Origin of the sequence: Enterobacter sp. DTU_2021_1002640_1_SI_PRY_ASU_LCPMC_013 (assembly GCF_032389435.1) — a bacterium.
Classification (GTDB): Bacteria; Pseudomonadota; Gammaproteobacteria; order Enterobacterales; family Enterobacteriaceae; genus Enterobacter; species Enterobacter hormaechei_C.
This window is the reverse complement of the sequence record NZ_CP135594.1, coordinates 2,826,138-2,839,164: the sequence shown is the minus strand read 5'-3', so window position 1 is coordinate 2,839,164 and position 13,027 is coordinate 2,826,138. Positions and strand designations below refer to the sequence as shown.

Sequence of the window (13,027 nt, the reverse complement as noted above, 5' to 3'; positions counted from 1 at the left end):
AGGAACGATGATAACAGAAAAGCCTCACCGTCCGTATTATCAACAAACCGTTGATGAAACCCTGACAAATATCCAATCCAGCCTCGACGGACTTAGCAGTACAGAAGCCACCGCCAGGCTGGAAAAATACGGTGAAAATGCCTTACCGCAAAAACCGGGTAAACCTGGCTGGCTGCGCTTTCTGGCCCATTTCAACGATGTCCTTATTTACGTCCTTCTGGCGGCGGCGCTGCTGAAGCTGATAATGGGACACTGGGTGGATATGTTTGTCATTCTTGGGGTAGCCATCATTAACGCCCTGATTGGCCATATTCAGGAGAGCAATGCGGAGAAATCGCTGCAAAGTATTCGCAATATGCTCTCCAGCGAGGCTGTGGTCATCCGGCAGGGCAACCATGAAACTATCCCGACGACAGCACTGGTGCCCGGAGATATCGTCGTGATACGCGCCGGGGATCGCATTCCTGCCGATCTTCGCGTGACAGAGGCGCACAATCTGCGGGTGGAAGAAGCTATTCTCACCGGCGAATCCACGGTAGTGGAGAAAAGCAGCGATGCGCTCCACGGGGAGTTGCCGTTAGGCGACCGTTACAACCTGCTTTATTCTGGCACCACCGTCAGCTCCGGCGCGGGAAAAGGGCTGGTGGTGGCGACCGGTGGGGAGACCGAACTCGGCCATATCAACCAGATGATGTCAGACATTGAAAAACACCGTACCCCGTTGATGGTGCAAATGGACAAGCTCGGCAAGACCATTTTTATCACCATTCTGGTGATGATGCTGGCGCTGTTCGTTTTCAGTCTTATCTTCCGTGATATGCCCGTATCAGAGCTGGTGCTGTCGTTGATTAGCCTTGCAGTGGCGGCGGTGCCGGAAGGATTACCGGCCATTATCTCGATCATCCTCTCGCTGGGCGTGCAGGCGATGGCGCGTCGCAAGGCGATTATTCGCAAGCTGCCAACCGTGGAAACGTTGGGGGCGATGACGGTTATCTGCTCGGATAAAACCGGCACCCTGACCATGAATGAGATGACGGTAAAAGCGGTGATTACCGCGGACACCACCTACCGCGTGGACGGAGACAGCTACGAGCCGGTGGGTACTATTCACACCGTTGACGATCCGACACCGGTCACCGTGAACCCGGGATCTGTGCTGGAGCGCTATCTGCGCACCGTCGATCTCTGTAATGACAGCCAGCTGATCAAAGATGAGCAGGGGCTGTGGAAAATCACCGGCGGGCCTACCGAAGGCGCGCTGAAGGTGCTGGCGGCCAAAATTCCGCTTCCGGCAATTGACGCCGAATTGCGCAGTAAAATCCCATTTGATTCGCAATATAAATACATGTCCACCCTCTATCGCCTGGGCGACGAAGAGGTGATGTTAATCACCGGTGCGCCGGACGTCCTTTTCCGTCTTTGCCAGCACCAGCAGACCCAAAACGGGCTGGAGCCGTTCAACCTGCACTACTGGGAAGAGAAGATTGAAGAGTATGCGCGCGAGGGATTGCGCATGGTGGCTGCGGCCTGGAAACCGGCTGCCAGCGGGCAGCGCGAGCTGACGCATGCGGATCTGCAAGAAGGGGTCATACTGCTAGGCATTGCGGGCATGATGGATCCCCCGCGCCCGGAAGCTATTTCGGCCATTGCCGACTGCTTGCAGGCGGGCATTCGCGTGAAAATGATTACCGGGGATCATCCACAAACGGCGATGAGCATTGGACAGATGCTGGGTATTGGCAACGCGGCGAGCGCCATTACCGGGCGCGAGCTGGAGGCGATGGACGATCACCAGCTGAGCGAGGCGGCGCAAAAATACGATATCTTTGCCCGCACCAGCCCGGAAGATAAATTCCGCCTGGTGCAGGCGCTGCAAAGTAAGCAGGAAGTGGTCGGGATGACGGGGGACGGGGTGAACGATGCGCCTGCGCTGAAGCGGGCGGATGTCGGCATCGCGATGGGGATCAAAGGTACTGAAGTCACCAAAGAAGCCGCCGATATGGTGTTAACGGATGATAACTTTGCCACCATTGCCCGGGCGGTCCATGAAGGGCGTCGGGTCTACGACAACCTGAAAAAGACCATTTTGTTCGTTATCCCGAGCAACATCGCCCAGGCCTTGCTGATCATTATTGCCCTGCTGGCGGGGAACCTGATCCCACTAACGCCGGTACTGATCCTGTGGATGAACATGGCAACCTCGGCAACGCTGTCGTTTGGCCTGGCGTTTGAAGCGGGTGAGAAGGACATCATGAACCGGCCGCCGCGTAAGTCAAACCTGCATGTGATGGACGGTTATGCAATCTGGCGAGTGGTGTTTGTCGGCCTGATGATTGCCATCAGCGCCTTTGTGCTGGAGGCCTGGCTGCAACCACGCGGCTACTCACCGGAGTTCATTCGCACCGTGTTGCTGCAAACGCTGGTCACCGCACAGTGGTTTTACATGCTCAACTGCCGCGTCACCGACGGCTTCTCCCTGAGTAAAGGTCTGCTGGCTAACAAGGGGATATGGATCGTGAGCGGCGTACTTCTGGCCCTTCAGCTTCTGATCATCTATGCGCCGTTCATGCAAATGCTGTTCGGTACCGAAGCGCTACCGTTCCGCTACTGGATCATTACCTTCCTGATTGGGTTTGCGATGTTCATGATTGTTGAAGCAGAAAAAGTCCTTACCCGGAGATGGCGCACGACGAAAGATGACTGAATGAGTAGGCTAAGCCTGCCCACCGGCAGGCTTTCTCTTTGACTGAGTACAGAACACTATGATTCGATTTGCCTCGTTCGTTTTTACGCTTGGTATTCTGGTTCCCGCTGCATCTGCTGTAACCTACCCCCTCCCTCCCGAGGGCAGCCGCCTGGTGGGGGCGCCGATCACCATCACCGTGCCTGAGGGCAATACTCTGCCGCTCGAAGCGTTTGCAGCGCAGCACGGACACCGGTTTAAGTCAGATGTCTGTTCCAACGGATAAAATTGCAGGTACTGCCCATTCTGAGAATGTCCAGGGAGGGGGGCACTTCAAAAATCCCTCACTTCTAACACCGTTCTGCTGGTTTTGTAATGGCAGATTGAATTTAACCACCTGAACAGAGGAGATAGCCTTACTTCAAGACAAGTCAGGTGTCTTAAATAAAAAAGAAATTTCATCTCAGATTTCAGGTGAATGTTCGTTCCTAATGGCAAAATAAATAGCCCAATGAGATAGGCTATTGCGCATCTGCAGTGAAATTGACTGACAGCAGTGATGCCTAAGTGAGATTGCTGTTATTAAAAGGCTTAGCGGAATAATTAGCTAAGATGTTCATACAATTCGTCAATAAAAACTTTATACCGGTTTTCTTTAGCCCGAGAAGGGTCATACAATAAATGCATTTCCCGAGGGGGAATATTAAAATCTTCCAGAACAGGAACGAGTTTTCCCATTTTAATAAATCGTTCAAGTCCCTTTTCATAACCAAATAGCAAGCCAGTACCTCTTAATGCCGCCTCAAGGATTGCTCCCCAGTCGTTAATAGCCAGGCGAGAGTTTACCATCACTTCCGCATATCCCTCACTGCTGGAAAAAGGCCAGTAATGGCTTAATCCCGCAGACCAAGGTGCAAAAACCAGACACTCATGATGTTTCAGATCAGAAGGTTGTTCTGGATGACCGTACTTTGCCAGGTATTGAGGAGCAGCGCATGCAATAAATCGGTACGCAGGAAACGGTTTTGCCGCAAGTCTGAGTTTCTTATCAAGCTCGCCGATGCGTATCACCAGGTCAAAATCTTCTGAAGCAGGATTAATAACGTCATCAGAAAGAATAAGTTCAATACGCATTTGCGGATAACGCTCAAGAAATATGCTCAAAAAATCCACTAAGACATAACGGCCGAATGTTACCGGCGCATTCAGCCGTAGCGTACCTGCAAGAATCGCACTCGAACTGCTTGCTTCCCGTTCTGCACTGTTGATGGCTTGTAAAATTGTTTCACAACGCCTGTAGTACAGCGAGCCTGCCGGCGTCAGGCTTTGCCTGCGCGTCGTTCGGTTAAGCAGGCGCGTTTCAAGCTGCTTCTCAAGTGTGGCGATATGGCGGGCCACCATCTGAGGCGACATATCGAGCCGGTCTGCGGCCGCAACAAAAGAGCCTGTCTGAACCACAACAACGAAGGCCCGCATTCCGGTAAGTTTATCCAGCATTCGCTACTCCTGGTTGTTTCAGAACTCAATATTGGCGAATTTTAAAAACTGCTAATACTTATTATGCTTATTTTTTGTCTCATGAACAGGACAGCAAAAACGATGCACATTTATATTGTCAGAATGGACCATCCGGATGGCACCGGGTGGAATACCTTTGTGCGCGAGCATGTGATTTATCTGAAAGGGCTGATAGAACAGGGCAAACTGTTAGCGTCCGGTCCGCTCAAAAACACGCCGCTGCGGGCGGGATTTCTTATTTTCAGGGCTGAGACGCGCGATGAAGTCCAGTCCATGATCAGTGCGGACCCTTTTGCTCGTGAAGGTCTCATCGCTAAACTTGAAATCCATGAATGGGACCCGTTGTTTGGTCTGCTTGACAGGTACTCAAGCCACAATACGGTCAGTGAGTTGCAGGACTTAATTGGCTGAAAATTTGAGCCACGAGAAAAATACTATCAGTATCCTGTAGTATTCATATATCGGGTGTGAGGTGAGTAGCCACGCCAGTTACTCGCCTCTCTACCTGACGGTAATTTTTTAAATTTCACAACCGTACAAATTATTATAAATTATCAGATTACAGAACTAAACATTATTTGGTTTCCATTAAATCGTTATTTTGTTTAACAGGCACCTTACATCCTGATTTTATTTAGGACAAAATCTTATATGACTTTTTTAGTTACGCAATGATATCTGCCTGCAAGCAGTCCCCAGGAATTCAGAACAGGTCATTCAGATATGCCGGGTGTGTAAGTCATTCGCAATTTTCTGAACTAGGTATCCGCAAGTACTGCTGCAGGGGGGGAGACTGGAGTTGCTGTACATGATGGTGGGGGAGTTTTACCTGACACGTACGGTAAAACTCTCAGTTACCCACCCGTTATACTTTATAAATTTATTGACGAATCAAAATAAAAACCTCCAGTATGTAATACGATATAAATATCCTTGACTGCGTCGACAGCCATACCTGGTAAATTCAAGGGGCTGTTTCACCCAGATCTATTTATTCCGGCAGGACTTTTTCTGCTGTGATATGTACTTTATTTCCCATGCGGGCTTCGGTGATTTTATAATCCCTGTCAGCCTGCTGGCGAATTTTTTTCTTCCGTCTGCTCCGTATCGCCTGTTGCCGTCACGGTTTGAGCACAGACTGAAAAAGGCAGGACTATAGAGACGAATAACAACGTCATGGTAGTTTTCATTGATAATCCCTTGATTAATAATTAAATGCATGACTTAAGCCAGGCTGCGATATTCTGCGTGGGAATATTATTCTGCACGTTCCAGGTGTCGTTCATCGGCCACCACATACCGTCTCCTCGGGCGAAGGCCGCACGATAGCGAAGCATCTGGTCATCCGGGCTGGCCTGCAATTCCTCCAGCAGGGTCGGCAGGGTCAGAACCTTTTTTACAAAGGTTTGTTGTGTCACTCGCTCGACCGTTTCTGCCAGTTCACCATAGGAAGTCGTTTCTCCTGCAACAAACACCACTTCGTTGGCAATACGCGGCTGATGTAGATAAATGTCGGTGGTGAGTCGGCCGATATCTTCCGGAGAAGTTACTGTAACCTGTGTGTCCCATCCCCCCAGCGCATTGATAGTCCGTGCGGATAAATTCACCACATCGAATGCAGGCTCGAAGAGAAAGCTGGTAAACATACCGGTGGAGATAATGATCCATTCGGTGTTGTGTTGTTCTCGCAGTAAGGTTCTTACATCATACTGTTCGTCCCAGACCGGCTGGCCGCTGCCTTTGCCGACGACATCGTAGTTAACACCAAACTGCCATGGAAAGTAGCGGTTAACTCCGGCTTCCAGTACTGCGCGGGTGATTTTTATCTGGGTGCCTGCGCCTGCAACAAACCCCATACAATTGATAACGGTATCAAACTCTTTAAACTGATCCTTCAGGGCGTCCATCGTGCTGTCGGCGATGTCCAGAGGGATTAATTTTGCTTCGGCATCCACATATTTTTGATGCGTGGAAGCGCGCAGTTGACCTTGTTCATCCCTGGCACGAGGCGAAACGATAACGCACACAGTGCCTTCTCGCTGAGAGACTGCGGGGAGCAGATGCTGCAGTACAGCCGCCCCGAGTTGTCCTGCGCCCAGCACCAGTATTTTTTCACCTGAGTGTAATTTATGCTCTGCCATGTTAGTTCCTTATACTATTTTAGCCGTGTTCAGTGTCCGGGAGAAAGTGTAGGGCGATGATGTACGTTCGATAAGATCCCTAAACCGGGTTAGACTGTTCGCTCTGACGGGATAATCAATATCTACAGGCAAGAGGGTAGGATGGATAAACTGGCAGCAATGCAGGTCTATGTCAGCGTGGTGGAAACTCATGGCTTTGCAAGAGCGGCAGAAGTGCTGGGTCTGCCACGCTCTACGGTTTCTAGGGTTATCCGGGAGCTGGAATCCTGGCTTGGTATCCAGCTTTTGCAGCGTACTACCCGCAAACTCAGCATCACGGCGGAGGGCCTGCGCTACTACGACGAATGCAAAAGGATCCTGACGGATATTGCGGCCATGGAGTCGTCTTTTCCCGCCCGATCTGAGCAGCCAGGAGGCCGTTTCAAAGTGGGGATGCCCCAGTCCCTCGCCCGACATTGCATTATCCCCGGACTCCCGTCGTTTCTCCGCCAGTACCCCGGGCTGGAAGTGATGCTGTGCTCAAGCGATAATGTTGAGGATATCATCAGGGAAGGATATGACTGCGTGATCCGTACTGGCAGGATCGAAGATTCAACAACCCTGGTTGCCCGCCCACTGCCTGGTTTTACCTGGGTAGTTCTGGCCGCGCCGTCTTATATTGATGCTTTCGGCAAGCCGCAAAAACTGGATGAACTGGAAAAGCATCACGCGGTTGGCTATCTGAATCACCGCACCGGACGCACAACTGAATGGTTTTTTACCCTTGATGGTGGGGATCGGGCGATCCGTATGAGAGAGGTGCTAATCGTTGACGATACCGATGCCTATATTCAGGCCGGGATAGAGGGGGTTGGGTTAATCCGTGTCGCCAGTTATCTGGCTATGCCGTACCTGCAAAGCGGGGAACTGGTCTCCTGTCTGGAGAACAGCACCTCTGAATTACCGCTATCCCTGGTATACCCCTATAGCCGGTATATACCACCGTCAGTTCGCGCTTTTTATGACTGGAGCAGAACGATGTTAAGTCACCCGGATAATCGTCAGTAAAGTAAAAAGAGAGTTAACTTTTTAGCGTACATTTTCATTCTGTTGGCCGTAAGATCCTGCTACGGGATGGATCACAAGACCTGCGTCCTTTTTCATGACAATACATTACCGGCTTTTACCGGTGATGTATTGCCAGCAAGCGCTTGTAGTCAGAATGGAACAACATTCAGTTCATCAGGTCGCGCCATTTTACCATCCTGTCACTAAGGTCAAGCATCTCTCCGTCGACACTGAAACGGCCGTCGCCCTGATGGTGGAGCAGGCGCAGTTCCTGCCATGCGCTGTCAAGCCAAATCCGCCGAACTTCCAGCACCCACAGGTTATAGCGCCGCACCTGGCGGTCATCCACCACTCTGCACTCCAGGTTAGCCAGGCATTCATCTACCAGAGGCGCACTGATCGATTGCGCGGCGACGGGCGTCAGGCCGAAACGCGCAAATTTGTCGTCTGTTTCCCCCGAGCAATTACCGATGTCCACAACGGCCTTTGCCATCCCGGCTGGCGGTACAGCCAGAACACATTCCCCGGTATCTGACAGCGCCTGATAGCTGTAATCCCAGGGGCCGATAATAACACCGACCAGCGGTGGGGCATGCTGCATCATCATGTGGAAACCTGCGGTCATCAGATTCGTTCGGCCATCTGTCCCCCTGGTGGACACCAGAATAACGGGACCAGCTTCAAGAATACGGTACGCTTTTTCCGCAGGCAGGCTGTCATGCATGAGATATCCTCCAGAAAGAAAATCAGGGACAGTGTGGTTCACATGTCCCCGGGGAATGGGTTATTACTCTTCAAAATCCGTGGCGTCTGACGCTCTTCGCCAGACATCAAGGTCCTGACTCACTGCATGCATTTTTTGTTCAGCAAGAGTGTTGGCAATCTTACCTGCAAAAAGATGCACGGGTGGGGCGTCAGCACTGGCCGCCTGCAGTATCAGAGAAGCGACTTTATCAGGATTGCCCGCCTGTTTGCCGTCCAGACCGTTCAGATGGAGGTCCAGCGAGGCCTGAGCTTCGGTATAGTCAGCGATTGTGCGCTGGGCCACGACCAGCGTCTCCTTCGACAGGAACCCGGTGCGCACCGGTCCAGGATAGACCACTGTGGCTCTGATGTTCAGCTCGGCCAGTTCGGCCGCCAGGGTTTCGGTCAGACCGGCCAGTGCGAATTTGCTGGCGACATAGCTGCCCCAGCCCGCGTAACCGCCCTGAAAGCCCACGATCGACGCCACGTTGAAGATATGGCCGCTGCGCCGCGTACGCATATGCGGCAGGGCATGGCGCAGTACATGCAGGGGAGCAAACACGTTAACATCGAAATTGCGACGCAATTCGCTGTCGGTTAATGCTTCAATGGTGCCCTGCTGGCCGTAGCCTGCATTGTTGACCACACAGTCGATGCGCCCGAAGGCGGCAATGGTGCTGTCGATGGCTTTTTGAACGCTGACTTCGTTCACCAGGTCCACCTCCAGCGAAAGCAGTCGCGCGTTATCGTCGCCAAATGCCTGACGCAGACTGGTCAGGGTGCGGGAGGTTGCGGCTACGGCATCGCCTCGTGCAAGTAACTGGCGTGCCAGCGAAAGGCCAATACCACGAGCAGCGCCGGTGATAAACCAGACTTTTGCAGGGGAGGTTTGTTGTTGCATTGATGGAGACTCCTGTTGTTGAAAAATGAATTGCATCACTGAATGGCGACACTCATGCCACCGTCGGCCATAACTACTGCGCCGACAATGTAACTGGCCCTGTCTGACGCCAGAAAGGCTGCGACTTCTGCGATTTCATCGGGGTGGGCTGCACGACCAACAGGCGCTTTACGACCATGCTCTGCCAGATATGCCTGCCCGTCGGGCTGGATTGTATTCGTGATGTTTGTCACCGCATCTCCGGAGCCGACTGCATTAACACGAATACCGTGAGCGATAGCCTCCAGCGCGAGTGTACGGGTTAACTGTGCCAGCGCCCCCTTGGAAGCTGCATAGGCGGCGATACCGGGAAAAGACTGATAACAGGCGTAAGAACCAATATTAACGATTGCACCCGATTTTGCCGCCATCATTGGGCGCATGGCTTCCCTTGAGAAAAGGAATGCGCCTGTGGCATTAACAGCCATGACCTGGTTCCATTCCCTGAGCGTCATTTCTGCCACCGGCTGGTTGATGATGATGCCTGCGTTGTTGATTAAGACGTCGAGGCGACCGAACTGTTCTGTTGCAGTCCGCACGGCCAGTTCCGCACTGGCTTCCTGAGTCACGTCGGCGACAACAGGGACAACGCCTTCGCGTGCAAGCGCATTGACATTATCCCCCCGGCCAACTGCGACGATACGTGCGCCCTGGCGGTGCAACAGTTCGACGGTCGCCAGGCCGATACCGCTGGCGGCACCGGTGACGATCGCAACACGGCCTGCAAAGGGCATAGCCCTGGAAAAAGAGCCTGACTCTGACATGAACACTCCTGAATAAATGAAAACATGTTTACGGTTAATGAGGACTGGCCACAGGGCGGACGATGAGCTCGCTGATATCAACGTCAGCGGGTTGTTCAATGGCATAAGCGATTGCCTGCGCCACGGGCTCCGGAGGTAAGGCGATGCGCCGGAATTCGCGCATGGCAGCCCGGGCTGTTTCGTCCGTAATATGATCGGCAAGTTCTGACTCGACCACTCCCGGGCTGACCAGCGTCACCCGGATCGCGTCGGTCTCCTGCCGAAGCCCGTCAGAAATAGCGCGCACGGCAAACTTGCTGGCGCAATAGACAGCGGCTGTGGGCGAGACCGTATACGCGCCTGTAGAGGCAATGTTAATAATGTGACCATAACCCTGCTCCTGCATGATCGGCAGGACGGCGGCTATCCCGTGCAGAACGCCCCGAACATTGACATCCAGCATGCGGTTCCACTCTTCGACCTTCAACACTGCCAGCGGTGAGAGTGGCATAACGCCAGCGTTATTTATGAGCGCGTCAATGCGTCCGTGCTTCTCCAGCGCCCTGGCTGCGATGCGTTGCAAATCTTCTGGTCGTGTGACGTCAATTGCCATGGCATCAACATTACCCCCCGTTGCCCGCAACTCTGTCGCCAGTGCGGTCAGTTTTTCAATACGTCTGGCACCGATAAACAAATGATGCCCCTTCCGGGAAAGATGACGGGCTGTGGCCTCACCTATACCACTACTGGCACCGGTAAGAATGACCACTTTAGACGTTTCTGATACCACTGTTTTCATCACTCCTCCTTGCCTGTCACCGGGCGGGACAGGGAATGTCATTGGAATATCAAACAGGCTGGTATCATAAAGAGAGGACATATACGACGACAGGCCTGACTCTCTTGCATCATTGCCTAATCCTATTTTCTTTATTGATTTTTAAGCATGCAGGGAGTGAAAATATAATCATTAAATTCAATTAGCAGGTCTGCTGTATGCCAGAAAGATTGCCCTCCATATCTCAACAGTCCGAAATGGCGGCTATGATTTGCCAGCTCGCCCCACATGAAGGTCACACCCGTACGTTGCTGGATGGCGTGCGTCTGATGCGTGCTGACGGCGCACTGGGGCGTACCCCCGTGTTGTACGAACCAGGCATTGTTATTGTCTGTCAGGGGCACAAAAGAGGTTACCTGGCTGACAGGGTTTACCACTACGACCCATTGCACTACCTGGTGCTGTCAGTACCTCTGCCATTTTCAAGCGAGACAGATGCCAGCCCGGCAGAGCCTTTGCTTGCTGTGTCCATTCGTCTGGATATGACAGCGGTGGCAGACCTGGTTATGGCTGTCGATCACCATGCCACTGCATCAGGTTCACCCGTTGGCATTGTCTCCACACCACTTGACGACACGCTGGCAGATACGACAGTTCGTCTTCTGAAGGTATTATTTTCACCACTTGAAGCGCGGGTTCTGGGGCCGGGGATTGTGCGAGAGCTGATTTTTCGTGTTCTGCTGGGTGAACAGGGCGGAGCCATTCGTGCTGCGCTGGCCTGTCATGGCAACTTTGGACGTATTGCGCGTACGTTACGGCGTATCCACCTCGATTACGCCCGGCCACTGGATGTGGCTTCACTTGCGCACGAAGCTGGCCTGAGCGTACCGGCTTTTCATGCGCATTTCAAAGCCGTTGCGGCGACTTCTCCCATCCAGTACATCAAGTCAGTGCGTCTTCATCAGGCGCGACTGATGATGATACGGGACAACGTTACTGCAGCAGGGGCAGCAGCGCGGGTCGGCTACGAAAGTGCGTCGCAGTTCAATCGGGAGTTCAAAAGACTGTTTGGTCGCAGCCCCGGAGAGGAGACGCGTAAAATGCGCACAGCATTCGCACTGATGGAACCTGCGCAACTCGAAGCAGCGACGTCGACACACTAATCTGCAACTGTCGATATTCATGCGCAAACGTTCACTGCAAACCGGACTGAGACGCCAGGACGCTAACAGTTCATGCTGATATTAAGTTTATCTGAATAACCTGTGGGATTTTCGTTCGTAACAAAAATGTCAGCAACACCTGCCGGCACATCAACACCGGCAGCCAGAACCAGTTTGTACCTGTACATCTGTGAGCTGCGTGGAAGACGAATGTAAAAACATCGCAAAACCTGGTGTGAAAGCGTAAAGCAGTCCTGCCATTTATATGCGCAGATTGCCGGGCTAACCGTCCTGCTTTCATCACCAGGTTTTCAGGCTCCATTCGAGTTACAAACCCAGCTTGTCTTTCATTTCTTTTTCTTCAATCGCCTTGGCAATAGCGTTTCTCATCACTTTCAGAATGATCCCGCTGAACATGGCCGTTAAACCGATGGTAAAGAATGCCGTAACCGCAAGGTCAATTAACCAGAAGCCTGAATGAACAAGAACGGGCCTGTAAATTGCAACACCGGCAAAAACCACCCAGTGACTAAAACAATAAAAACAACTGAAAAGGTAGCCTATCATGGCATTTTTTTTGACCATCCATTCACGCAACGGGCGAAACATTTCCTGCTGTGTGACGGTGATTGAAATGCAACTGGACATCAGTGCAATGACGAGGCAGACCCATAACTGTTCTGACACATTTTCGAATGACATAAAAATACTCTCTGTATGGATATCATGTAATAGTATAAGATACATGATATCCCACCACTTATGCAACAACGAAAGTTTCATAAGAAATTCCGCAGCAAACAGGATTAAAAATGAGAAAAGACCATCGGCTGTCCCGTGCATTACACGTGCTGATACATATGGATAAAATCCGCGATCCCGTTACCTCCGAAGATATAGCCTCGATGATTAATACGAATCCGGTTGTGGTCAGACGCCTTTTCCAGGGGCTCAAACAGGCGGGTATCATTCATTCTGAAAAAGGGCATGGAGGTGGCTGGACACTCCAGAAACCTCTCGGAGACATCACTCTCCTTCAGGTTTTCCACGCTATTGGCAGCACTGAACTTTTTTCAATAGGCTGGGCGACTGAGCATGACAAATGCCTGATAGAGGATGCAGTTAACAATGAAATAAGTGATACGCTTGAAGAGGCGAGACGTCTGATTACGAACCGCTTTGCTGAACTTACCCTTGATAAGCTTGTGCCGGAAGTCCTTAAACATAAATAAATTCAACAGCCGGGCATCATATAGTGTCCGGCTGTTGA

12 protein-coding genes and 2 pseudogenes are annotated in these 13,027 nt (G+C 51.9%); 6 read left to right on the top strand and 8 right to left on the bottom strand.

All coding sequences use genetic code 11. From position 1 onward, the window contains the following. Positions 1–7: 7 nt before the first annotated feature. Positions 8–2,704: a cation-transporting P-type ATPase gene (locus RS584_RS13685; protein WP_315748047.1), complete on the top strand. Its 2,697-nt coding sequence runs from the start codon at positions 8–10 to the stop codon at positions 2,702–2,704. 58 nt (positions 2,705–2,762) lie between these two features. Continuing rightward, positions 2,763–2,933, top strand: a pseudogene (locus RS584_RS13680) (L,D-transpeptidase); the annotation flags it as partial. 353 nt (positions 2,934–3,286) lie between these two features. Here RS584_RS13680 and RS584_RS13675 read toward each other — a convergent pair. After that, a complete protein-coding gene (locus RS584_RS13675; RefSeq protein ID WP_315748046.1) occupies positions 3,287–4,180 on the bottom strand; it encodes a LysR family transcriptional regulator in 894 nt (297 codons plus the stop codon). A 102-nt stretch (positions 4,181–4,282) separates the two neighbouring features. On the opposite strand from RS584_RS13675, the gene RS584_RS13670 reads away from it, so the two are divergent. Continuing rightward, positions 4,283–4,612, top strand: a complete 330-nt coding sequence (locus RS584_RS13670) for a YciI family protein (RefSeq protein ID WP_075324490.1) — start codon at positions 4,283–4,285, stop codon at positions 4,610–4,612. 580 nt (positions 4,613–5,192) lie between these two features. Here the strand turns inward: RS584_RS13670 and RS584_RS13665 are convergent. Continuing rightward, positions 5,193–5,391 (bottom strand): annotated as a pseudogene (locus RS584_RS13665) (DUF1471 domain-containing protein). A 21-nt stretch (positions 5,392–5,412) separates the two neighbouring features. Further along, positions 5,413–6,342 (bottom strand): aromatic alcohol reductase, encoded by a 930-nt coding sequence (locus RS584_RS13660; protein WP_080895583.1) that lies wholly within the window; start codon positions 6,340–6,342, stop codon positions 5,413–5,415. Between the two features lie 141 nt (positions 6,343–6,483). Between RS584_RS13660 and RS584_RS13655 the strand changes: the two genes are divergently transcribed. Next, positions 6,484–7,389 (top strand): LysR family transcriptional regulator, encoded by a 906-nt coding sequence (locus RS584_RS13655; RefSeq protein ID WP_038807490.1) that lies wholly within the window; start codon positions 6,484–6,486, stop codon positions 7,387–7,389. Positions 7,390–7,555: 166 nt separating this feature from the next. On the opposite strand, the gene RS584_RS13650 is transcribed toward RS584_RS13655, so the two are convergent. From RS584_RS13650 to RS584_RS13635, 4 genes are all read right to left on the bottom strand, one after another. Beyond that, positions 7,556–8,113 (bottom strand): flavin reductase family protein, encoded by a 558-nt coding sequence (locus RS584_RS13650; protein WP_038807489.1) that lies wholly within the window; start codon positions 8,111–8,113, stop codon positions 7,556–7,558. A gap of 63 nt (positions 8,114–8,176) precedes the next feature. Continuing rightward, positions 8,177–9,034: an SDR family oxidoreductase gene (locus RS584_RS13645; protein WP_038807488.1), complete on the bottom strand. Its 858-nt coding sequence runs from the start codon at positions 9,032–9,034 to the stop codon at positions 8,177–8,179. Between the two features lie 35 nt (positions 9,035–9,069). Next, positions 9,070–9,837, bottom strand: a complete 768-nt coding sequence (locus tag RS584_RS13640; RefSeq protein WP_080895582.1) for an SDR family NAD(P)-dependent oxidoreductase — start codon at positions 9,835–9,837, stop codon at positions 9,070–9,072. Positions 9,838–9,871: 34 nt separating this feature from the next. Further along, positions 9,872–10,615, bottom strand: a complete 744-nt coding sequence (locus tag RS584_RS13635) for an SDR family oxidoreductase (protein ID WP_315748045.1) — start codon at positions 10,613–10,615, stop codon at positions 9,872–9,874. A gap of 236 nt (positions 10,616–10,851) precedes the next feature. On the opposite strand from RS584_RS13635, the gene RS584_RS13630 reads away from it, so the two are divergent. Beyond that, complete coding sequence (locus RS584_RS13630) at positions 10,852–11,757, top strand: AraC family transcriptional regulator (RefSeq protein WP_038807512.1); 906 nt, start codon at positions 10,852–10,854, stop codon at positions 11,755–11,757. Positions 11,758–12,084: 327 nt separating this feature from the next. On the opposite strand, the gene RS584_RS13625 is transcribed toward RS584_RS13630, so the two are convergent. Beyond that, complete coding sequence (locus RS584_RS13625) at positions 12,085–12,540, bottom strand: hypothetical protein (RefSeq protein ID WP_306344578.1); 456 nt, start codon at positions 12,538–12,540, stop codon at positions 12,085–12,087. Positions 12,541–12,569: 29 nt separating this feature from the next. Between RS584_RS13625 and RS584_RS13620 the strand changes: the two genes are divergently transcribed. Beyond that, positions 12,570–12,989: an Rrf2 family transcriptional regulator gene (locus tag RS584_RS13620; protein ID WP_109231158.1), complete on the top strand. Its 420-nt coding sequence runs from the start codon at positions 12,570–12,572 to the stop codon at positions 12,987–12,989. Positions 12,990–13,027 lie beyond the last annotated feature (38 nt).